The sequence below is a fragment of the Nonomuraea sp. NPDC052129 genome (assembly GCF_040680095.1).
Lineage (GTDB): Bacteria > Actinomycetota > Actinomycetes > Streptosporangiales > Streptosporangiaceae > Nonomuraea.
In genome coordinates this window covers 176,418-198,803 of the sequence record NZ_JBFAVX010000014.1, presented here as the reverse complement: position 1 = coordinate 198,803, position 22,386 = coordinate 176,418, and the positions used below count along the sequence as shown (strand labels likewise).

15 protein-coding genes are annotated in these 22,386 nt (G+C 70.0%); 6 read left to right on the top strand and 9 right to left on the bottom strand.

What is annotated here, in order from left to right:
• The first annotated feature begins 2 nt into the window (after window positions 1-2).
• Entirely contained in the window at window positions 3-356 is a 354-nt protein-coding gene (locus tag AB0L53_RS29295) for a hypothetical protein (protein ID WP_364000302.1), read from the top strand.
• On the opposite strand, the gene AB0L53_RS29290 is transcribed toward AB0L53_RS29295, so the two are convergent.
• Both AB0L53_RS29290 and AB0L53_RS29285 read right to left on the bottom strand, forming a co-directional pair.
• Window positions 307-1,515: an MAB_1171c family putative transporter gene (locus AB0L53_RS29290; protein WP_364000299.1), complete on the bottom strand. Its 1,209-nt coding sequence runs from the start codon at window positions 1,513-1,515 to the stop codon at window positions 307-309. The genes AB0L53_RS29295 and AB0L53_RS29290 overlap by 50 nt on opposite strands.
• A 51-nt stretch (window positions 1,516-1,566) precedes the next feature.
• Window positions 1,567-1,986: a helix-turn-helix domain-containing protein gene (locus tag AB0L53_RS29285; protein ID WP_358543971.1), complete on the bottom strand. Its 420-nt coding sequence runs from the start codon at window positions 1,984-1,986 to the stop codon at window positions 1,567-1,569.
• A gap of 89 nt (window positions 1,987-2,075) precedes the next feature.
• Between AB0L53_RS29285 and AB0L53_RS29280 the strand changes: the two genes are divergently transcribed.
• Complete coding sequence (locus AB0L53_RS29280) at window positions 2,076-2,429, top strand: VOC family protein (RefSeq protein WP_364000296.1); 354 nt, start codon at window positions 2,076-2,078, stop codon at window positions 2,427-2,429.
• 7 nt (window positions 2,430-2,436) lie between these two features.
• Here AB0L53_RS29280 and AB0L53_RS29275 read toward each other — a convergent pair whose 3' ends face one another.
• Both AB0L53_RS29275 and AB0L53_RS29270 read right to left on the bottom strand, forming a co-directional pair.
• Window positions 2,437-2,751, bottom strand: a complete 315-nt coding sequence (locus tag AB0L53_RS29275; RefSeq protein ID WP_357952474.1) for a hypothetical protein — start codon at window positions 2,749-2,751, stop codon at window positions 2,437-2,439.
• A 41-nt stretch (window positions 2,752-2,792) separates the two neighbouring features.
• Window positions 2,793-12,359 (bottom strand): LamG-like jellyroll fold domain-containing protein, encoded by a 9,567-nt coding sequence (locus tag AB0L53_RS29270; protein ID WP_364000293.1) that lies wholly within the window; start codon window positions 12,357-12,359, stop codon window positions 2,793-2,795.
• Window positions 12,360-12,550: 191 nt separating this feature from the next.
• Between AB0L53_RS29270 and AB0L53_RS29265 the strand changes: the two genes are divergently transcribed.
• The 4 genes from AB0L53_RS29265 (at window position 12,551) to AB0L53_RS29250 (ending at window position 18,238) form a co-directional block, all read left to right on the top strand.
• A complete protein-coding gene (locus AB0L53_RS29265; RefSeq protein ID WP_364000290.1) occupies window positions 12,551-15,523 on the top strand; it encodes a LuxR family transcriptional regulator in 2,973 nt (990 codons plus the stop codon).
• A 143-nt stretch (window positions 15,524-15,666) separates the two neighbouring features.
• A complete protein-coding gene (locus AB0L53_RS29260; RefSeq protein WP_364000287.1) occupies window positions 15,667-16,377 on the top strand; it encodes a hypothetical protein in 711 nt (236 codons plus the stop codon).
• Window positions 16,378-16,574: 197 nt separating this feature from the next.
• The gene (locus AB0L53_RS29255) at window positions 16,575-17,327 is read left to right on the top strand and encodes a peptidylprolyl isomerase (RefSeq protein ID WP_357952477.1); all 753 of its coding nucleotides are present in this window, start codon (window positions 16,575-16,577) and stop codon (window positions 17,325-17,327) included.
• Window positions 17,328-17,446: 119 nt separating this feature from the next.
• A complete protein-coding gene (locus tag AB0L53_RS29250; protein ID WP_364000470.1) occupies window positions 17,447-18,238 on the top strand; it encodes an SAM-dependent methyltransferase in 792 nt (263 codons plus the stop codon).
• 13 nt (window positions 18,239-18,251) lie between these two features.
• On the opposite strand, the gene AB0L53_RS29245 is transcribed toward AB0L53_RS29250, so the two are convergent.
• From AB0L53_RS29245 to AB0L53_RS29225, 5 genes are all read right to left on the bottom strand, one after another.
• Entirely contained in the window at window positions 18,252-19,718 is a 1,467-nt protein-coding gene (locus tag AB0L53_RS29245; RefSeq protein ID WP_364000284.1) for a serine/threonine-protein kinase, read from the bottom strand.
• Between the two features lie 86 nt (window positions 19,719-19,804).
• Complete coding sequence (locus AB0L53_RS29240; RefSeq protein WP_358440160.1) at window positions 19,805-20,125, bottom strand: plasmid stabilization protein; 321 nt, start codon at window positions 20,123-20,125, stop codon at window positions 19,805-19,807.
• Between the two features lie 68 nt (window positions 20,126-20,193).
• Window positions 20,194-20,799: a flavin reductase family protein gene (locus tag AB0L53_RS29235; RefSeq protein ID WP_364000281.1), complete on the bottom strand. Its 606-nt coding sequence runs from the start codon at window positions 20,797-20,799 to the stop codon at window positions 20,194-20,196.
• Between the two features lie 63 nt (window positions 20,800-20,862).
• A complete protein-coding gene (locus AB0L53_RS29230) occupies window positions 20,863-21,426 on the bottom strand; it encodes an NmrA family NAD(P)-binding protein (protein ID WP_364000467.1) in 564 nt (187 codons plus the stop codon).
• A 47-nt stretch (window positions 21,427-21,473) separates the two neighbouring features.
• A complete protein-coding gene (locus AB0L53_RS29225; RefSeq protein WP_364000278.1) occupies window positions 21,474-22,373 on the bottom strand; it encodes an NADP-dependent oxidoreductase in 900 nt (299 codons plus the stop codon).
• Between the last annotated feature and the right edge of the window lie 13 nt (window positions 22,374-22,386).

Below are 22,386 nucleotides of genomic sequence, written 5' to 3'. Positions count from 1 at the left end.
CCATGTTCGTATCGATCGTCGCCTGGGATCTCAGCAGGTCCACGGAGACCGTGGAGAGCCTGCGCGACTACCTGCGGGACTACGCCGTCGACGCCTACGCCACGCTGGAGGGGATGCGGCTGAAGGCGTGGTTCTCCAATCCCGCCCGCCAGACCTGGGGGGCGGTCTACCTCTGGGACTCCGCCGAGGCCATGGACGGGCCTGCCCGGGTGAGCCGCGTCATCGAGCTCATCGGTTACCCGCCCACGTCGGTGAGCGTCTTCCAGCTTGAAGCCATCGCGGAAGGCGTCAGTGTCTACGAGAGCCTCACAGGGCTCGGCGCCGCGCTGGAAGGAGACCACTCGGCCGTGGGCTGAGCGGCTTCGCATACCGTGAGCTCTCGGCCCTGACGGCCGCCGCCAACCGGATCAGCCAGTCGAGTTCGGCGTCAGGGTGGGCCGGGCTGTTGTCGGGGATCGCCGGTCCGCGTGTGTCCGGCCGCTCGCCGAGCCTGCTGCGGCGCAGGGCGGAGGTGATCAGCGCGGCCTCGACGGCGATTCCGCGCGCGTCATCGGACAGGCCGGTGGCCCGCGCCCCTCGCGTTTCGGCGACGCGTGGGTCGAAGTAGGGGAGGAGCAGCAGGCGGCCGTCCCAGATTTCCACGATCCGCCGGTACAGGGCCTGCTCCGGTTCCCGGAAATCGACGTGCCGGGTCCCCGGAGGATCGAGGGCGATGGCCGGGAATTGGTCGTACAGCAATTTCCAGAGCGGGAAGAGCTTGCGATAGGAGCGATCGAGCGACCACCACCGCGCGAGATGGTCCAGGCCCAGTCGCGGGCCCGTGACGGGCAGCAGGATGCCGGCCACGACGAACAGGATCGCGAGGCGGAACACATCGCCGATCAGGTTGCCGTACAGCCACGGCACGTGCCATCCGAGAAGGTGGGCGGACATGGCGGCGAACCGCAGCCCGGCGTAGGCGATGGTGCAGGCGAGACCGAGCAACAGCAGCCGCAGGCCGTTGCGGAGGGAGAAGCCTCTCGCGGCGCTCGCGCGGTAGTGCGTGGCGCGCGCGATCTCGATGACGGTCAACGCCAGATAGGCGACGTAGACGTAGGCGGCGGCCGAGATCACCGGGACCTGCTCGGCCAGCTGCTGGCTGGCCAGGGCCTCCGCGTAGTTCGACGGGGTCGTCGCGTGCAGAACGCCGATCAGTGCCAGGACGCCGGTCAGCAGCCGCAGGCGTAGCCGGGCGCTCCGCATGGCCTGCTCCGCCGGATAGACCATGTGGAGAAACGCGCACTGCCCGGATGTCGCGGCGATCAAGGTCAGGCAGTTGGAAAGGGTGCCCGCGGTGTTGAGCGCCGTGTGGCCGTCGATCACCTCGTGGACGGTCTGGTCCTGCAAGCAGATCGACACCGAGAGCGCCAGCAGCGCGGCACACAGCCAACGCGTCGACTGGCAGCCGGGTCTGGCGCGGAGGTGGAACAGCTTGATGCCCACCGCGATCCAGCCGGCGACGGCCAGGCCGATCAAGATAGGCGCGCCATGACCGGCGGCGGACATCGAAGATCGGCCGCCAAGAGATCATTCATCGGAGGGATTCTCCAGCTTCCAGAGCTGATTGACCATTTCGGTGATGGCGGCCCGGCTGCCCTGGGTCAGCTCGGCGCTGCGCAAGGCGATGTGCGTGACACCCGCCTTCCGCATGCCGGCCAGCAGCTCCAGATCCTTGTCGATCTTGGCGGTCTCCGCGTCGTCCAGGAAGTAGGCGACCGGTACCCCGAAGAACGTGGCCAGCGCCGTCAGGTGCATGATCGTGGGATTGACCCGCCGGCCCGTGCGCAACTGCCAGATGTAGGTGTGCGAGATCTGTACGTCCTGGCCCTTGCTGATGGCCTCCGCGACCGCGACGTTGCTGTATTCGGCGTCACCTTGGCGGCGGACCGTCTGGAACAACCGGTTCAGCTTGTCGGCCAGCGTCCGGGGAGTCTCATCAACGCTCATCGGAGTGCCGATCCTTAACAGCCAGAGTTTAGCGACTTTGCCGTCATCCTACACAGAGGTTGACGGGCGAGTCCTGGCAAGATAACGGCATGGAACGTGTGCTTGGAATCGGCGGATATTTCCTGCGGGCCGCCGACCCGGTGGCCCTGGGCGCGTGGTATCGCGATTGTCTGGGCCTGGACGCCGACGAGAACGGCCTGTGGCGTCAGCAGAGCGGGGAGACGGTGTTCGCGACTTTCGAGTCCGAGACCGAATACTTCGGCTCTCGCGCCCAGCAGACGATGCTCAATTTCCGGGTCCGCGACCTGGACGCGATGCTCGCGCAACTGCGCGACAAGGGCGCGGACGTGGCCAAGGAGACTCAGGACATGGAGGGTGTCGGCCGGTTCGGCTGGGTCACCGATCCTGAGGGCAATCGGATCGAGCTGTGGCAGCCGAGCTGACGCGTCTTCACGCAGGGGGGATGAGCTCGTAGTTCGGGATCGTGGGTCTCACCCGCTGATACTCCTGCTCCCCCGAAGCCGCCGCGGCGGCTTCGGGGATCTCCACGCGGCCGAGGTACGGCCCCTGCAGGCAGTGGTCACACCAGAAGTGGGCGTCACCGATGAGCAGGTGGGGGATCCGGAGCCGATACACCAGGCGGAGGCACGCCCGTCCGCAGTTCGGGCAACGCCTGGTGATCGGTCCGGGCAGCTCGTCCCGTGCCTGCTCATAAGCGTGCAGCCAGCTCTCCCATCGGAGCGCCTCGTCATGAGTGTTCGACACTGGGGCCACCTCGGTGCTCGAGCCGTTTCGCCTATGGTCCCTTACTGGTTACGTGGATGGTTGTCCCACCAGTCGTCCTCGAAGGCATAGGCCCGGTCCTCCCATGGTCGCGCCTCTTCCAGCGTCTTCGGGAAGACGCCGCCCCCGCGTATGTCCTCCACGTGGAAGCGCTCGTGGGCGAGGGTACGGGCCAGCAGCTCCTCGCTGCGGAAGGCGGCTCGCCGCAGCAGGACCATCTGGTTGGGGAAGGTCACGCCGGCCTGCCCGTCCTTCACCTTGTCGATCTTGATGGTCAGGTCGTCGATCCGGATGTCCCAGTCCTGGGCCACCCGCTGGACCGTGTCCATGTTCATCGGGAGCCTCTCGCTCCACTTCGGCCGATCGCTGGGGCGGCGGGCCAGCGTCAGGAAGTCGTCGCCGAAGCCGGCGCCTTCGCTCCCCGGGGCCGCCGCCGTCTCCTCGGAGGAGGAGCAGGCGGCGCCGGCGCCCGTCACGCCACGGCAGGGGGCCAGTTGCACCGTCGGGTCCGGCGGGACGCCGGGGCCCGGGTCGACGCGGCAGTCCTGCATCGCGTCCGCGCCGAACACCCCCGAGCACTGGCCGACGACGTGCGGGGCTGGGTCGAGGCCGCCGTTGGGTTGCCCGTCGCCGGCCCTGGCCTCGACCGGCGTGAAGGCCACGCCGACCTTGTCCAGGATCTTGTCGATGGCGTTGTCGACCCGGTGATTGAGTCCCTTGTCGAGCGCGTCGGCGAGCGAGATGCCCGCCGGACCGGGCAGCTGGTCGTGGTCGACCGGGCCTGGCTTGGCCGCGCGCGTCTTCGCGGCGATGTCGGCCAGCTCCTGGGGCGTGGGCGGCGGAGGCGGCGGCGGATCCGCCTTGGGCGGGCCGTTGGTGCCCTTGTGGGGCGAGTCGCCGGGCCCGTCATCGCCGGGCCCGTCGTCGGACTTGCCCTTGCCGGGCGAGCCGCCGCCGTCCGGATACTGGATGTACGGCCCGCTGCCGTCCGGCCAGCCCTTCCACCAGTTGTTCTGCCACCACTTCCCGGCCAGGTAGCCGGCGCCGGCGCCGATGGCCACCGCCGCGAGACAGCCGAGCCAGGCGGGACCACAGAACCGTGAACCGCGCCCGAGCGCGCCGAGTTCCCCGCCACCGGTGAGGACGTAGTCGGCCGCGCTCCAGGCCGGCCTGGCGATGTCCCGATAGACGACCTTGATCGCCTGCTTGGCGGTGCCGCACACGAAGGCGGGGCAGCCGAAGTGACCGGTCGGGTCCACCTGGTTGAGGGGGTCGCCGTCCGCGTAGGTGAAGCGGTTGCCCTTCATCGACGGCATCGGGTTCACGTCGAGCGTGTCCCTGCTGGGGAACGCGCCGGTTCCGGGGTCGTACCAGCGGGCGGCCATGTTGACCTTGCCGGTGGCCGGGTCGGTCCAGCCGCTCTGGTAGCCGACGTCCCGCTTGGTGCCCGAGTTCGCGACGACCTTCCCGTACGGGTCGTAGGCCGCCGAATCGGTCAGCACACCCGCGCCGGTGAAGGTGGCGGTGAGGTCGCCGTGCCGGTCGGTGTAGGCGTACAGGCCCGCGACGGAGACGATGTCGCCCGCCGGGTCCCTGCCGTAGAGCTCGGCACCCGCCGCGGCCGGGGTGTTGCCCAGGCCGGAGTAGCTGAATGTGCGGCCCGCGGCGGACGCGAGCCGGTCCAGCCCGTCATAGGCGTAGGTCGAGGCGCCGTCGTTGATCATCCGGTCGAAGGCGTCGTAGCTCGTCGCGCTCGCGCCCCCGCCGCTCGGCGTCCTGGACTTCAGGGTGCCGCGCGCCGAGTAGGCGTAGCCGGCCGATCCGTCGGAGACCAGCTGGTTGCGCGCGTCGTAGACGGAGGCGGCCGTGCCCGCCTTGGTGCGGTTGCCCGCGTCGTCGTACTCGTAGGCGGCCGAGTTCCACGACGTCAGCCTGCCCGCCAGGTCGTAGCCGTAGGTGTTGGCGGCGGCGCCCGCAGTACCGGTCGTGGTCTTGGTGGTGAGCCGGTCGGCGTCGTCGTAGCCGTAGGTGATGCCGGCCAGCGCCGTGCCCGCGGTGGTCTTGAGCGTGTCGGAGGTGGGCCGGTGCAGCGCGTCGTAGTCGAAGGAGCGCTTGGCGCCGCCGTAGTCCACGCCCTTGAGCTGGTCCATCGTGTCGTAGGAGTAGATCGAGGTGCCGCCGGTGAGCGGGTCGCGGACCGTGGTGAGGCGGCTGCCCGCGTCGTAGTCGTAGGCGGCCGTGCCCGCCTTGTCGGTACGGGTCTTCATGCGGCCGTCGGCGTCATAGGTGAAGGACGCCGTGCCGGACGGCCCCGCCGTGCTGACGAGATGATCGCGATCGTCGTAGCCGAAGGTGTTGCCCCCGGCCGAGGTCAGCCGGCCCACGGTGTCGTAGCCGAAGCTGTGCGCGGTCGTGGCGGTCTCGGCGCCCGCGCCGGTCTCCGCGGTGAGCCGGTTCAGCGGGTCGAAGGTGCGGGCGATGGTGACCCCGCCCGGCTTGGTGACCTGGACGGGGCGGGCGGCCGCGTCGTAGTCGGTGATCGTCTGGCGGTCGGCGAGCGTGGTGTAGGCCGTGGTCGGCGGGACGAACATCGCCACCTGGAGGTTCCACGGGTTGAAGGCGTAGGAGGTCGCGTTGCCGTTGCCGTCGGTGAAGCGGGTGCGGTTGCCGACCGCGTCGTAGCCGAAGGTCGTGTTGATGGTGTGCGTCGCCGTGGTCTTCTCGTGCTGGCCGGTCAGCCGGTTCAGCGCGTCGTAGTCGTAGGTGGTGGATCCGCCGCCGGGCCTGCTGACGGTGACCGGGTTGCTCGCGTCGTCGTAGCCGATCGTCGTGGACCGCAGCTGCTTGCCCGCCGCGTCGAAGTCGGCCGCGGCGGTCGCCCGGCCGGCGCCGTCGAAGGTGAGCGTGCTGCTGGTGCCGTCCGGGTTGGCGATCTTGGTCGCCCGGCCGGCGTGGTCGCGGGTGTACCAGTGGCCCTGGGTCAGCGGGTCGACGTCGACCACGACCTCGCCCGCCGCGTTGTAGCCGTACTGGCTGCGCGCGCCCGACGGTGTGGTGACGTAGGTCAGGTTCCCCGCGTCGTCGTACTCGTAGGCGGTGGTGTATCCCGCCGCGGCCGGTGTGCGGTCGACGGCGGTGCTGGAGATGCGGCGGCCGAGGTCGTCGTACGTCGCCCCGGTCACCCGGCCCGCCTGGTCCCGTGTCCAGAGCCATTCCCCGGCCACGTCGAAGCCCGAGCGCGACTGGTTGCCCGCCGCGTCGGTGGTGGCCACCAGGTTGCCCAGCTGATCGTAGGTGTGGGTGTCGCCGTGGCCGAGCGCGTCCTCGACGTGCGTCACGCGGCCCAGCGCGTCGTACGTCGTGGTGGAGCTCGCCGTCACCGTGGCACCGGCGCCGAGCTGCCGGTAAGAGGGCAGGGTGACGACGCGCGGCCGGCTCATGCCGTCGTAGGTGATCGTGGTCCGGTAGCCCTCGGCGTCCTCGCTCGTCACGACGTCGCCGAAGCTGTTGTACCCGGACCGCGTCGTCGGCCTGACGTTGTACGGTGTGCCGCCCGAGTGCTCGATGGCCACCGTCGGCGCCTTCGTCGTGGTGAGCCGGCCCGCCTCGTCGTAGGTGTAGTCGGTCACCGCGCCACGGGGGTCGGTCATCGTCTTCGGCAGGCCCCGCTGGTCCCTGGTCCAGGACGTGGTGAGCCATTCGTCGCCGTCCCAGACCTTCTGGGACAGGGGCCGGCCCAGCGCGTCGAGGTCGAACGCGGTCCAGGTGTAGCCGCTGTCCTGCGCCTGGACCAGGGAGACCACGCCGCCGTCGGCGTCGTAGCCGTACGTGGTCTTGCGCTTGATGCCGGCGGGGTCCAGCAGCGCCTCGGTGACCCGGTTGGCGGCGTCCACGGTGTAGGCGGTCGTGCTCTTGCCGTTACCGGTGACCCGCTTGATGAGGTTGCCCGCGCTGTCGTAGGTGTTCTGCTGGAGCGGGATGTCCCGGGTGGTTCCGTCGGCGTTGTGGAAGCCCTCGGCCCAGACCGATTCGAGCAGGTTGTCGTCGTAGTAGCGGTAGCGGGTGGTCCGGCCCATGGCGTCGGTGACCGTGGCCAGGCGCCCGGCCGGGTCATAGGCGCGGGATTCGAGGACCAGTTCCTTGGGGGCGTCGTTGTCCAGCGGGTTACCCACCCAGTTGGCCAGGCTCGTGGTCAGCGGCAGACCGGTCGGTCCGTAGGTGTGCCGGAAGTCGGCGCCGGTGGCGTCCACGGTGCTGGTGAGGTTGCCGTAGACGTCATAGCCGTAGGTGGTGGTCTTGCCCTCGGGGTCCTTGACGGACGAGACGCGGGCGGCGGCGTCGTAGGTGTAGTTCGTGGTGCGGGTGACGTCCTTGCCGGTGGGGTCCGTCCGCTCGGCCTTGGTGACGTTGCCGTCGACGTCGTAGGTGTAGAGGACCCACGGCAGGTGCTTGACGCCGTTGATCACGTCCGTGGTCGCGGGGCCGACGGTGGCGGTGAGGTGGTTCAGGGCGTCGTAGCCCATGGAGGTGCTGACGCCGTTCGGGAAGGTGTCGGAGATCTTCGTCTCGGAGATGGGGCGGCCGGCGCTGTCGTAGTCGTACTTCGTGGTGAGCCCCGCGGCGTCCACCACCTGGGCGAGGTCGCCGTTCTGGCGGTAGCTGTAGCGGGTGGTCTTGCCGCCGGGGGTGGTCGTGGAGGCGAGCAGCCCGTCCGGGACGGTGCCGCCGTCCGTGGCGGCCTCGTCGCCGTCGGTGTAGGCGTACTTGGTGGTGCCGCCGTTGGTGGCTCCGGCCACGGGAGGTGTGGTGACGCTGAGCAGGTCGCCCGAGATGTCGTAGGTGTAGCTGGTGCGGTGCGCCGCGTCGTTCCCGGCGCCGGCTCGGGCGTCCAACGCGCCGGTGAGCTTGTCGTTGCGGGGGTTCAGCGGGTCGCCGGCGTCCAGGTAGTAGGTGAAGTAGGAGGTCTGGCAGGAGCGCGGTCCGCGGCAGGTCACCTTCATGACCGGGTTGCCGCGGTCGTCGTTGTACAGCTGCGTGGTGTGCCCGTCCGGGTCGCTCACCGTGGCCAGGTTGCCGTTGAGGTCGTAGCCGTAGCGCGTGGTGCCGCCCGAGGCGTCGTACAGCGAGGTCGGCCGGCCGCCGTTCTGAGGGTCATAGCTGTAGACCATCGCCTTGCCGCGCGGGTCGGCGGCGAGCACGGTGGTGGCCGGGATGCCGAACGTCGCGACGTCCTTGTAGTGCGCCTGGATCGCGTCGGTGTGCAGGCTGTTCCAGTAGATCGCCACCTCGTCGATGGTGCCGTTGAAGTGGCCCAGCGTGTCCGAGGGCTTGGCGGGCCAGTTGCCCGCGATGAAACCGGCGCCGACGTAGACATGGTTCTGCGCGATCGTGGACACCGGGCCCTTGGACCTGGTCCCGACCACCGCGCCGTCCAGCCAGAGCCACTGGGTGTCACCGGAGGCCGTCAGGACGGCGTGGTGCCAGCTCGCGTCGGTCACGGCCGCGCTCGTGGTGATGGGCGCGACCGCCGCGCCGTCCCAGAACTGGCCGCGCAGCTTGCCGTCCGTCCCGACGTACAGCGCGGGCGTGTAGTTCGCCTGCGGCCCGGCCGGGTCGGTGATGGCCTGGGCCTGGTAGGCGAGCAGGACGCCGGGCTTGGCGGTCTTGAACCACAGCTCCGCCGACAGGTCGCCGCCGCCCTTGATCTCGCCATCGGGCAGCTCCAGATAGGAGCTGGAGCCGTTGAACCCGGCGGCCGTGTCGCCGCCGGTGGCCAGGACGATGGGTGCGCTCTGGCCCAGGGTGACGTTGTGGTACGTCGCGTCGGTGTCGCGACCGTCGCCGTAGGCCGTGCTGGCCGCCTGGGTGCCGGAGAACTCGGCGAGGCGGTAGTACTCGCGCGGCCGGGCGCTCAGGACCGCGTTCGGGTAGTACTCCGTGCTGGCCTGCGTCTGGGCGGGGTAGACCCGCCACTGCCCGCCGTTGGCGTCGGTCATCGAGGCGACGCGGTCGCCCTGGGTGTCGTAGGCGAGCGTGGCCTGCAGCTTGCCCGAAGGCAGCTTGACCGTTTCCAGCGCGCCCGTGTACTGCCCGGCCGCGTACTGGGCGGCGACGGACGTGGGGCCGAGCGGATGGGTGTAGAAGGCGGGGTCGTCGATCTGGCCGGTGAAATGGCCGCGCGTGTCCGTGGGCGCGGCGGGGCACCAGCCCGAGGTGTTCACGTAGCCCGCCCCGATGCTGGCGTTCGGCAGATGGGTCGCCTTGACCTGGTTGAAGCGACTGCCCACGATCGCGCCGTCCAGGTACATGCCCTGCCAGGTTCCGCTCGCGGTCAGCACCACGTGGTGCCAGGCCCCGTCGCTCACCGCCGCGGTCGACGTCATCGAGCCGCAGCTGCCGTCGTCGGCCATCTGGCCGTGCAGCTTCCCGTCGGTCCCGACGTAGAGCATCGGCAGGAAGCCCCAGGGGAGCGGGCCCCGGGAGTCCTCCAGCGTGTTCATCTGCGCGCCGTACAGCACGCCGGCCTTGGTGGTCTTGAACCACATCCCGACCGCCGCGTAGGTGGTGTCGTCGGTGATGTTGTACGGCATGCGCACGTAGGAGCTCGTGCCGTTGAACGTCGCCGAGCCGTCCGTGGTCCCGGCCGGGGCGCCCGCCGCGCCGTAGGTCAGGTTGACCGCCTGCGCGTCGTCCTGGCCGACGAACATCTGGGTCTCGTTGGTCGTGCTCTGGTGGAGCCGGTAGTACATCGCGGGGGCGGCGTCCACGACGGCCGTCCGGTGGTGCGAGACCATTTTGTAGGTGTACTTCGTACAGGCCGTCGTCGTGCCCGGCGGGCAGACCTGGGCGAGCAGGCCGTAGCCGTAGCCGTACGTCCACGCGGGCGCGCCCTGGGCGGGATCGGTGGCGACCGAGGTCACCAGCCCGCTGGTCCAGGTGAAGTAGAGGCCGCGGCCGCTGACCTTGTTCACGACCTTGGCGAGGGTGCCGTCGCCGTTGTAGGTGAGGAACTCGCCGTGCTGGTCGTCGTCGTAGATCGCGGTCAACCGGCCGTTCGTGTCGAACACGTACGCGCCGCCGGACTTGTCGCGCAGGAACCACGCCGTATCGGCCTTCACCAAGCTCACCGACCGGCCCTCGGGCGGCGCGAACGTGCCGTCGGAGTTGCGGCCGAAGCGCGCCTGCCGCCCGTCCGGGTAGGTGACCACGACGTTGCCCGTCAGGTCGCTGTCGGTGACGATCTTCATGTCGTAGGCGGTGGTCCAGCCCACGCCGAACAGCCCCGAGCGGGAGTTCAGGCTGCTGTACGAGCGGGTGATCGCCAGGGCGGGACCGGCGGTGGTCAGGCTCGCGTCCGTGGTGGTGGCCGCGTACTGGCCGGTCAGCGGGTCGATGCCCTTGACGGCGGCCGTGCCCGCGCTGTCGGAGACGTGCGAGGAGACCAGGGGCTGCGGCACGACCGTGCGGAAGGTGCTCCATCCGGTCGCCGGGCTTGAGGTCTTGCCGTCGGTGACCAGGGCCTGCCACATGTACTGCTGGCCCCATTTGAGCTTGCCCTGCGGCACCGTCCAGTTCGCGGTCTGCTCACCGGTGTTGGAGTCGCCCGTGACCAGGCCGGTCGCCGGGCATGTGCTGGGGGCGGAGACCAGGCAGATGTTGAAGATGAAGTTCAGTTCCCCGCCGGGCCACTCGTCCTGGTCATGGCCGGTGACCGTGAACTCCGGCATCAGCGTGGACTCCACGTACCCGCTGCCCGGCCACATCGAGTCGATCTGGGGCGGCACGTTGACCACGCTCAGGCTCACGCACCAGACGGGTACGCCCCAGTCGGAGAAGAACTGCCCGTTCGCCACCATGTCCCAGCAGACCTGGTACGAGCCCGGGTTGAGCGGGTCGATCGTGGCGCTCACCTTCGCCGAGCCGTTGTTGCCGATCGTGGCGGGCAGCGCGGCGGCGGCGGTGGAGCTGCCCACGAAGCTGCCGCCGAGGGTGTACACCTTGTAGCCCAGCTTCACCGAGCCGGGGGACCAGGAGTTCATCCCGTTGTTGATCACCGTGACGGGGAGTTTGCCGAAGCTGTTGGCCGTCACCGGCGGGTCGATCGTGGCACCGGAGTCGATCGCGTACAGCGCCCGCCAGGGGCTGTAGTCCACCTGCAGGTACGGCGGGTTGGCCGAGTTGGCGCTGGCGAACTCCTTGAAGCTGTCGGCGGTCAGCGCCAGGCCGTTGTTGCCCGCGCCGTTGGACCAGTCCGACAGGGCCGACAGGCCCGCGCTGTTGATCCCGATCCACGCCCAGCCGGCGCCGCCGCAGGTCACGCCGCCGCTGAAGCTGGCCGACCCCCAGGTGTCGCCGAGACTAACGCCGGGATAGGAGGAGATCGTGCCGACGTTCCAGCTGCTGGTGATCTGCTTCACGGTGACGGGGTTGGCCGCGCAGGAGTTCGACAGGGTGTTGTAGAGGAAGAGCGCGGCGCCGGTCACATAGGCGTGGGGGATCTGCGAGGCGAGGTTGAAGTTGATGTAGGCGTTGTTGCGCTTGGTGCCGTCCTGGGAGCCGACCAGGAGCTGGTCGCTGCCGGAGTGATTGGCGCCGGAGTGGTTGTCGACGTAGGTGTCGGAGGAGGCGCCGCTGGTGGTGCGTACGTAGGAGGAGGGGTCGATGACCACCGGGAACGCGCGGTCCTTGGCGCGCAGCCACTTCTGGTCGGCGCTGACCCGCAGGACGTCGCCGACGAGGGTGTAGTGGACCGCGTCGGAGCGGGCGCCCTTGGCGTCCTGCATGAATCCGGCGGGCACGGTGATGCGCACCGCGCCCTGCTCGTCGACGAACTCCACGCCCTGCGGCGAGTTTCGCGGCGTCAGGCCCTTGGCCTGGAAGGGGAAGTCCCAGGGGCCCGTCGCGGCCTGGCGTGAGGTCAGGACGAGCGACTCCTTGATCCCGTTCCAGGCGGCCTCGACCTCGAGGTCCGTCCCCGGCAGCACCTCGCCGTACTTCGCGATATTTCCCGAAATATTGGCTTTTGTGCTTTTTGCCCCTTGTAGGGCGAAGGACAGGCTGTGCTCGTTGTCCAAGGTGAGCGACTGGAGCCTGGGGTCGGCGGCGTCGTCGGCCATCTCGGCCGCGACGTCGTTGGCCGCCGGCCGCCAGCGTCCGTTGGCGCCGGTCAGGTTGAGGTCGATGTCGGCCCACTCGCCGGTGGCCGTCCGGTACCGCACTGGCCGGGAGTACGTACGCACGGTGTAGGTCTGATCGGGGTTCTGGAAGACCCTCGACGTCGCGTCGCCCAGCTTGGGAGCCACCCGGCTCTGCTTGGCGTCGAACCCGCGCACTTCCCCGTTTCCCGGCTTGCCGGTCGCCTTGCCCACCCGCTGCGTCTTGTTCGACAGATGGGAGACCAGCTTGGGCGGCTGCTGGGCCTCCCGGGGCACGACCCCCTTGGGCAGCTTGGCGGCCTTCTTCTCCGGCAACTCGGTCTGCGCCCGGGTCGCCTCCGCCGCCACCTGGTGCGCGCGGTTCGCCGCCGAGCCCAAGCGCTGCTCGGGGAGCGTCGGCTCCTTGGCAGCCGCGTGGGCTCCCTGACCTGCCATGCTGATGACAAGGGTGGTCACTGTCAGTGCCGAGCAAAGACGAGTGGCCCAACGATTCCTCATGCCGACCTCCGGCGGCGAACGTAGTCCCCGCCTATCCGCACCACATCTGTACGGATGACCTGGTTCGAGGGTGTCGGAATGTTCCCGGTTAGGTATGAGATCAACTCCGAGTCCGGTACTCTCGCCTGGTGCTGCACGGGCGCATCGCGGAGCAGGCCAGAATCACGCGACTTCTCGCTGGTGAGAGCGGCGCCCTGATGGTGCGCGGGGAAGCCGGGGCGGGCAAGAGCGCGTTGCTCGCCTTCGCGGCCGAGCTCGCGAGTGATCAAATCGTGCTGCGCGCCTCCGGCAGCCCGGAGGAGTCCCACCTCCCGTACGGCGGGCTGCACATGCTGCTGGCGACCACCCGCCCGCGCTGGAAACACCTGCCCGCCCAGCAGCGCGACGTCCTCGACCAGCTGGGCGAGCCGCAACCGCGGAGCCTTGTGCCCGACGCCGTCGACCGCCTGCGCGCCCCGGAACCGTGGAGTCTTGACATCCGTGCGGTAGGCGAACCCGCCTGGCCGCGCTCGCCGTACCTGCCTGTCTGGAACCTCCTGCGCCATCTGGAGGGCAAGCGGCCGGTGCTCTGCCTGATCGACGACGCGCACTGGCTGGACCGGGAGAGCCTGGCGGTCCTGTCCTTCTGCGTCCGCCGCCTCGCCGCCGCGCGCGTGGTGATCCTGCTGGCCGCCGAGGGCGAGGTGCCCGCGCTCCAGGGGATCGACGAGCTGGACCTGCCCGGTGTCGACAGGCAGGCGGCGCTGGACATCGTCGCCGAGTGCCGGCCGGGCATCGTCCCGCAGGTGCGTGAGCGGATCGTCGAGGACGCCCGCGGCAATCCGCTGGCCCTGCGCGAGCTGGCCGCGGGGATCAGCCCCGCGCAGGTCGAGGGCAGGCTGTCGCCACTGGGCCTGCACACCGGCTGGGCCGGCCGGTCGCGACGGGCCGATCAGTTGTACGGCGCCTGCTTACGGGCCCTGCCTGAGCGCACTCGCTTCCTCCTCCTACTGGCCGCCGCCGACCCCGCGGCCTCCCTGCCCGAGCTGCTCGCCGCCACCGGAGCGACTCCGACTGATCTGGAGCCCGCCGAGACCGCCCGGCTGGTGGAGGTGCGGCCGGACAGGCTGACCCCTCGCCACCTGCTGATCCTGGTCGCCGCCTACCAGTCCGCGCCGGTCTCGGCCCGCATCGCCGCGCACCGAGCCCTGGCTGAGACGTCGTCCGAGCGGCGGGTCTGGCATCTCGCCGCCGCCGTGCTGGGGCCGGACGAGGAGATCGCGCGTGAGCTGGAGGGCATCGGGACGTCGTCGGCGCTGGAGCGCGCCGCCGAGCTGACCACCGACCCCGAGCCCCGCGCCCGGCGCTATGCCGCCGCCGCGGTCGCCGCGTGCGACGCCGGTCAGTTGCGCCGCGCGGCGGACCTGGCGACGTGCGCGACCAAGCTGAGCGCCGAACCCTCGACGCTGGCCTCGGCCGCCCGCGTGCTGGCCGCCGTGGAGTCCGAGATCGGCTCCCCGACCAAGGCCGCGCGGATGTTGCTGGACGCGGCGGCCAGGATCGGCGACGACGACCACGCCATGGCCATCGTCATGATCGCCGACGCGATCCGCCTGTTCGGCTACAGCGGCGATGAGGGGCTCGCAGCCGAGATCGCCACCGCCGTCTGGTCGGCGCCGGCGACTTCGCAAGCTTCCGCGCAAGCTTCGTCACGAGGTTCTGCGCGAACTTCCACGCAAGCTTCTCCACGAGCCTCTGCGCGGGCTTCTTCACGAGCGTCTGTGCGAGGTTCCGCGCGAGCCTCGTCACCAGCTTCTTCGCAGGTCGTGCGATCAGGAGCCCAGCCCACCTGGTCCGCTCCGCTGGCCCGGTCGCTGCCCACGCTGGCGAAGATCATGGCCGGTGACCCGTTCAGCGGCTTCGCCGTCATCGGCGAGCTGGTCGAGCACACGCCCGCCCTGGCGACCCAGCAAGCCATCACCGCCACCTCGTTGGGCCTGATGGCCGCCGACGCCGGCTCGGCGCTGCGCCTGACCTCCACGCTGGTGGCCGACTGCCGCCACCAGGACCTGATGGGCCTCCTGCCGTACGCCCTGCAACTCCAGGCCCAGGCCCTCATGCTGAGCGGCCGCAGCGCCGAAGCGCTCAGACTGGCCACCGAGGGGCTGAAGCTGGCCGGTGACCTCGGCCAGACCCACCGAGTCGGGCACCTGAGCGGCCTGGTCGCGCTGATCGCCGCGTTGAGCGGCGATGAGAAGCGCTGCCGGGCCTACGCCGAATCGAGCCTGGACTACTGCGCCGACCACGACGCGCCGGCCAGCGCGGCGCTGGCCACCTGGGCGCTTGGCCTGCTGGAGCTGGGGCTGGGCCGGGCGGGCGCCGCTGTGGCGCACCTCGAGCGCGTGGTCGCGGGCCCCGCGCACCACCCGGTGATCGCGGTCCACTGCGCGGCCGATCTGGTGGACGCGGCCGTACAGGCCGACCTGCCCGCCGCCACCGTCGAGCCGCTCGCCTTGCTGGAGCGGTGGGCGGGGGACACGCGCCAGCGCTGGGTGGGCGCGGTGGCGCTGCGCTGCCGGGCGCTGGCCGCGCCGGACGGCGAGGCGGAGCCGCTCTTCCTCGGCGCGCTCGACCTGCACGGCCCGTCCCTGACCGCCTTCCAGCGGGCCAGGACCGAGCTCGCCTACGGGCAGTGGCTCCGCCGTATCCGGCGCAGGTCCGAAGCCCGCTCTCATCTGCGGGCCGCGCGCGCCGCGTTCGAGCAGCTGGGCGCGACCCCTTGGGCGGAGCGCGCCGCGGCCGAGCTGAGCGCGTCGGGGGAGTCGAGCCCCGCGGGGCCGCTGCCGGAAGCACTGCGCGGGCTGACGCCGCAGGAGCGGCACGTGGTGTTCCTCGCCGCACAGGGGTCGTCCAACCGGGAGATCGCCGCCCAGCTCTTCCTCAGCCCGCGGACCGTTGGGTTCCACCTCTACCGCGCCTTTCCCAAGCTGGGCATCACCTCCAGGACCGAGCTGGCGGAACTGCTGCGGCAAGCCGGCCACGAGACGATCACGCCGGCCGCCGAAACGGTCGCGCCGATGACCGGCCGCCCACGTCCGGAAATGACCACGATGCCGATGTGATCATGTCCACAGGTCCCGCGATGCCGATGTGATCATCGGCCGCGTCCACAGGGCCCGCATCGTCCGGATAACGATTGTCGGCCAAACCGATCGTGATCCCGGGTTGTGATCCGCCTCCGGCATGATCACATCTCATGAAAAAGATGATCACATTAGTGGCGGCCTGTGGCGCGCTGATGGCGGCCGCCGTGCCCGCGCAGGCGGCCCCCAAGGACCCCGTCAGCGCGCTGAAGGCCACGCTGGTGGCCGGGCACGGCGTACGGTTCACCGACACCGTCACCTGGTCGGACGGCACCGACGAGGAGGGGGCCCGGGACAGCAAGGGCGTCTTCCAGTTCGGCAAGAAGGGCATCGCCGCCTTCGACATCTCGATGATCTCCGGCGACGAGCGGGAGCGGGTCATCTCCATCGGCAAGACCGGTTACTACTCGGGCGGTGACGTCGCCAGGGTGCTCCCCGATGGTAAGACCTGGTACAAGGGCAAGGGCGGCGCCATTCCCGATTCCTGGGCGCAGTTCCTCAATCCGGCCGAGCCCAAGACCCTGGCCGCGTTGATCAAGAATGGGAAGTCGAAGGGCAACTCCATCACCGGCTCGATCACGGTGAAGGAGCTCAAGGCGGTCTCGGCCTGGATCGCCGCCGCGGGGATAGACAAGCAGCACGAAGGCATCAAGATCTCCTACACGCTCACCCTGGCCTCGACAGGCCTGGTGAGCGGGGCGCGGAGCTCGTACACGGTGACGGAGGACGGGGACAGCAACATGGTCACCGTCGACAGCCGCTACACCGGGTGGGGCAGCAAGGTGTCGATCAAGGCGCCGAATCCCAGCACGGTGACCACCGAGACCCGCTGACCTTCTTCTTCCGCCGCGGATGCCCGCCCGGCCGGGCATCCGCTCCGCGTTGTGTCCCGCCCGAGACGCCTTCTCCGGCGCAGCGAGGCCAGGCCCGGTGCGACCATCAAGCCCTCCAAGGTGAGAATCCCTTGACTGCGCTGGTCAGATCGATTAGACCTCAGGAAACCCAGCGATCATCACGCAGTGGAGGACAGATGTCCGGCAGAGCATTGGTACGACTCGCGGCCCGCGCCGCGTTATCCGCGGTCACGACGGGCTCGCTGATCGCGATCGGTGCGCTGCCGGCCTCGGCGGCGGCCTTGGACAAGCCGCCCCGAACGACCAAGGGACCGTGCCAGTACACCGAGACCCCCGATGACCCGGCCGTGCGTGACGTGCCGCTGCCGCCGGACCCGCGCCGCACGCCCACGCGTCCGGTCTCCGCGGTGCTCCGGACCAACCACGGCGACATCGGCCTCGCCCTCGACCCGGCCAAGGCGCCGTGCACAGTACAGAGCTTCGTGCACCTGATCCAGCACCGGTTCTATGACGCCACGTCGTGCCACCGGCTCACCGCGTATGACCGGCTGAAGGTGTTGCAGTGCGGCGACCCCAGCTTCACCGGTGAGGGCGGGCCGGGCTACAAGTACAAGGACGAGCTGCCCACGGACCTGCCGCCGTGGCCGGGCGATTCGACCGGGGTGCGCAAGACGTACGCGCGCGGGGTGCTGGCCATGGCCAACGCCGGCCCGAACACGAACGGCAGCCAGTTCTTCCTGGTCTACGGTGATTCCGGGCTGGCGCCCAACTACACGATCTTCGGCACGGTCGACGCCGCCGGGCTCGCCGTCCTCGACCGCATCGCCGCCGGCGGCATCCAGCCGGAGCCGGACGGTCCCACACCTCCGGTGGACGGCAAGCCCGTACTCCCGGCCGACATCCGAGACGCCCGGGTGTGCCGCAGGTAGACCGTCTTGAATACCGGGCACCTGGCGAGTCCTGATCACATATCTGCAGATTCCCCTAAGATGCCGTCATAGATGACGAAGGGTGTAGCGTGACCGAGCCTGAGCGGCCTCCGGGGAAGATGGATCCGACCGTCCCCACGGTCGCCCGAATGTATGACTATTTCCTCGGTGGGAAGGACAACTTCCCGGCTGACCGCGAGGCGGCCGAGCGGGTCCTCGAACTGAGCCGCGCGGGCGGCGCGGACGTACGGGAGATGGCCAGGGCGAACCGTGGTTTCCTGATCCGCGCCGTGGAGACGGTCGCCAGGGCCGGTGTTCGGCAGTTCCTCGACATCGGCACCGGCCTGCCCACTCAGGACAACGTGCACCAGGTCGCGCATCGGATCATTCCCGACGCCAAGGTCGTCTACTCGGACAACGACCCGATCGTGCTGGTCCACGCCCGCGCACTGCTGGCCGACAACCCCGACACGGTGATCATCGACGGCGACGCGCACGACCCCAAGGGGCTCCTGGCCGCCGCCGCCCAGCACCTCGACTTCGGCCAGCCGGTAGCGGTCCTGGCCGTTGCGCTGTTCCACTTCTTCAGCGGTGACGACGAGGTGGCCGGCATCGTCCAGACCCTGCGCGAGCCGCTGGTTCGGGGGAGCCACCTGATCATCTCCCACGCGTATGTGGAGAGCGGCCAGAGCACCCTCGACCGGCGGATCGAGACCGAGGACGTCTACCGGCGAACGACCTCCGGCGCGCTGCACTGGCGCGACCGCGACATGGTGCGCAGCTATTTCGACGGGCTGGAGCTGCTCGAACCCGGCGTGGTGCCGGTACAGGAGTGGCGCAACGACGACCCGTTCATCGTCCCCGGGCTGGAGAAGGGCGGCATCCTGGGCGGCGTCGGCCGGGTTCCCTGACCGCGACCGGTACTTAGCGGCGGGCCTTCAGCGCCGCGGCGACGTGCTTGGCCGCCTGGTCGGCGGTCCCGTAGCCGGCCCGGGGGCCCAGGTAGTTGACGTACGCCAGCACGTTGGCCAGGCAGAACGACACCTGCGTGTTGTGGAAGCCCGCGGCCACATCGGGGTCGCGGCGGGTGTAGGCGGACGTCCTGTCGCCGACGACCCGCGTCGAGCGCAGCTTGGTGTCGGGGTGGCGCGCGCGCTCGTCCTTCCCGCGGGTGACCACGCCATCGAGGTTGAGCCCGCAACTCTTGACGCTCAAGGTAACGTACGTCGTCACCGTCACACTGGTGTAGCCGGCGCCGTGCCACTGGCACTGCGAGGTGGACAGGACCTGGCGTCGCGCCGTGCCCCCGAGCAGCGTGCGCGCCCGCACGTTGGTCAGGAGCTTGCAGGCGTCGGGCACCTGGCCGAACAGCTTCACGACGCTCTTCGTCGGGGACGGCTTCGCGGACTTCGGGGATTTCGGTGACGGATCGGCGTTCGCGTTCGGAGTCGCGGGCGGCAGGTTGAGCCAGATCGCCGTGGCGGCCGTGCCGCACACCGCCACCGCCAGCGCGCCCGCCACGACGAGGGTACGGCGGCGCTTCACGGGGGCTTCGCGGTGTGCGGGGATCGTGGAGGGGGTGTCGCCTTGGGCGATGTCGTGGAGCCAGTGGGCCGTCTGCTCGGCCGTGCACCGGCGCTGGGGATCCTTCTCCAGCAAGGCCGCGAGCAGGGGCGCGAGCGGACCCGCCAATCTGGCGGGGGCGGGATCGCGCATCAGCACGGCGGCCATGACCGCGGCCGCGTTGGGGCCGGAGAACCCGGGGCCGCCCTCCACCGCCGTGTAGAGCGTGGCGCCGAGTGACCATAAGTCGGCGGCGGGCCCGTCGTCCTCGCCACGTAACCGTTCTGGGGCGATGTAGCCGGGCGAGCCGTTGAGCAGGCCGGTCTGGGTCAGCGCGGCGTCCCCGGCGACCGTGGCGATGCCGAAGTCGGTCAGCAGTACGCGGCCGTCGTCGGTCAGCAGCACGTTACCGGGCTTGACGTCGCGGTGCAGCACGCCCATCGCATGCGCGGCACCGAGCGCGTCGAGCACATGCCGACCCACCCAGGCGGCCTGGCGCGGCGACAGCGGGCCGTCCGTACGCACGATCTGATCGAGGGAGCGGCCGTGGATCAGCTCCATCACGATCCATGGCCGCCCTCCGTCCATGACCACGTCGTGCACGGTGACGATCGAGGGGTGCGAGCGCAGCCGCGCCGCCGCCCTGGCCTCGCGCAGCGTGCGCTCGGTGAGCTCGGCTCGGGCCGCGTGGTCGAGCTCCGCCGGCAGGCGCACCTCCTTGACCGCGACCTCCTGCCGGAGCAGTTCGTCCACGGCCCGCCAGACCGTGCCCATGCCACCCTGACCGAGCGGTGCCAGGAGTCGGTAGCGGCTCGCGACGATGGTCATCACGCGATTATACGGACATATATTCTACAATCTCGCCTCTTGTGCCGCAGGGACCCCTGGGGTGCCGGCCGTCCGTACGACCCGGTTCAGCCGAGGGCCTTTTCCAGCTGTGCCTTGCTCATCTTCGAGCGGCCTTTGATGTTGCGGCTCTTGGCTTCGGCGTACAGCTGATCCCTGGTACGGCCGCCCGCGCCGGAATGGGAGCGCAGCCCGCCCCGGCGGCTCGACGAGATGTCCTTGGTGGATGTACGGCTCGCGGTCCGGGACTCACCGGCCCTGGCCCGCTCCTTGTTCACGGTACGGGCGGCGATTTCGGTCGCCCGCTTGGTGCTTTCTCCCCGCTTCTTGGCGCTGTCCTTGATGTGCTCGTATTGCCGTTCCCGCTTCGGGCTCGATCCGCGAGGCATTTCTCCTCCTCATGAGAACCGTCAGACCTTACGGCCCCTACCCAGACGAGAACCACGAAACAGTCGCGTCACATCGCCGGTTCTTCGTATGGGATGCGGCTCAGGTGCAGGATCGTGCCCAGCGTCCCCCACTCGTCGCCGCCGAGCTTGGTCAGCGGGCGCAGCCGCTCGGCGTCGGGCCGGCCGTTGACGATGTAGTCCTCGTGTACTGACGCGAGGAACACCCGTCCGAAGACCAGGGTGGAGTTGCCCATGTGCAGGGTCGTGTGCGAACGGCACTCCATGACCACGGGCGAGACCGCCACCCTGGACGGCCGCACATGACGGCTGGGTTCGCGTTCGATTCCCGCATAGTCGAATTCGCTGAAGGCCCGAGGGAAGTCGGTCGCGGTGGCGTTGATCAGCTGTAGCAGCGGTTCGGCGGAGAAATTGACGACGAACTCGCCGGTGTCCTCCACGTTGCGCAGGGAATCCTTGCGGCCGATCGAGGTGAACTGCACGATCGGCGGATCTGTGCTGGCGATGCTGAAGAACGAGTGCGGGGCGAGGTTCTCGACGGTTCCGTCCGGCGTGACGGTGGAGACCCACGCGATCGGGCGCGGGACGACGACCGAGGTCAGGAACCTGTAGAAAGCCGGCCCGCTCATTTCCGCAGGATCGAAGTCGACGCGCATGACGATCAATATTCGCCGCACTCGCCCTGTTCGCCAATCGCCACGCGGGCGGCGGACTTGAAGTTACCCCGCCAAAACCCATTCCCAGTCCACCTTTTGGGCCCAGTCGGCGTAGCTGTGCCAGCGCACGGCCGGGAACCTGACGCGTAGCGCCTCGATGTCGATGAAGTCGGTGTTGTTCTCGAAGCTCTCGAACATGGTGGCCACCTCGTCCCCGGCCCATTGGCGCACCATGTCCAGAGGCAGCTGCTGGTAAGGGATGTCCCGGCCGATGACCTCGCTCAAGATCCGGGCGGCCTCCTCCCCGGTCACGCGGTCGGACGCGAGGTCGACGCGCTCGCCGACGAGTTCGGCGGGGTGCTCGATGGCGTACACGGCCATGCCCGCGATGTCCAGGACGGTCACCTGGTCGAGCGGTTTGCCGGGCGTCAGCGGGTTGGCGAGCAGGCCGTCGCCGAGCCGGCTGAAGCCGAGGTTGAGCGCGTTCTCCATGAAGTACACCGGTCCGAGCACCGTCGCGCGCACCGGCTGCTCGCGCAGGTACGCCTCGATGAGCTGCTTGCTGTCGGCGTGGTCGACGTTGGTGGCCCGCGCCCGGTCGCCGCCTTGAGTAGGGGTTGATCGCAGGATGCGGGGGCGCGGCTGAAGCTCGCGCGAAAGCCGCGCCCCTGCCGTTACGGCGTGATGACCACCTTGCCGTGTACGTGTCCCGCCTCGACCGCGGCACAGGCATCAGCCGTACGCTCCAGCGGGTACGTCGCCTGCACCGACACCCTGACGCCCAGCTCCAGCAGCTCGGCCAGGCGCTCGGCCGAGCGGGAGGTGCCCAGCCGGCGCACGCCGCGCTCGTTGGCGAGCGGGGAGAAGGCGATCGTGCCCACCCGGTCGGGGTCCTTGACCAGCTCGGCGGAGGCGTCCAGGGAGTCGGGCGTGGCCACGCAGTCCAGCGCGGCGTCCACCCGGCCGCCCAGCTCGCGCACCCGCTCGGCCAGCCCGGCGCCGTAGGTCACCGGCTCGGCCCCGAGCGTGCGCAGGAAGTCGTGGTTGCCGGCGCCGGCCGTACCGATGACCCTGGCGCCCCACGCGATGGCGATCTGCGCCGCGAGGTGGCCGACGCCCCCGGCGGCGGCGTGGATGAGGACCGTGTCACCCGCGCCCACGCCCAGCTCGCGCAGCGCGGTGTGGGCGGTCTGCCCGGAGGCCGACAGAGCGCCCGCCTCCTCCCACGGCAGCCACTCGGGCCTGCGGACGAGCTGTTCGGTGTCGGCCACAGCGTGTTCGGCGAAGGCCGCGAGCGTGACGGGTCCGAGCAGTTCGTCGCCCACGGCGAAGTCCGTGACGCCGGGTCCGACCGCGTCCACGATCCCGGCCGCCTCGTTGCCCAGGCGCTGGGGGAAGGTGGCGGGCGCGTACCGCGCCGCGGAGCCGTCGCGGAAGAGGTTGTCGAACGGCTGGACGCCGGCCGCCCGTACGCGCAGCCGTACCTGGCCCGGTCCCGGGACGGGCGGTTCGGTGTCCACGAGTTCCAGGACGTCGGTGCCGCCGTAGGTGTTGAAGACGATGGCCTTGCTCATCGGGTGATCCCTT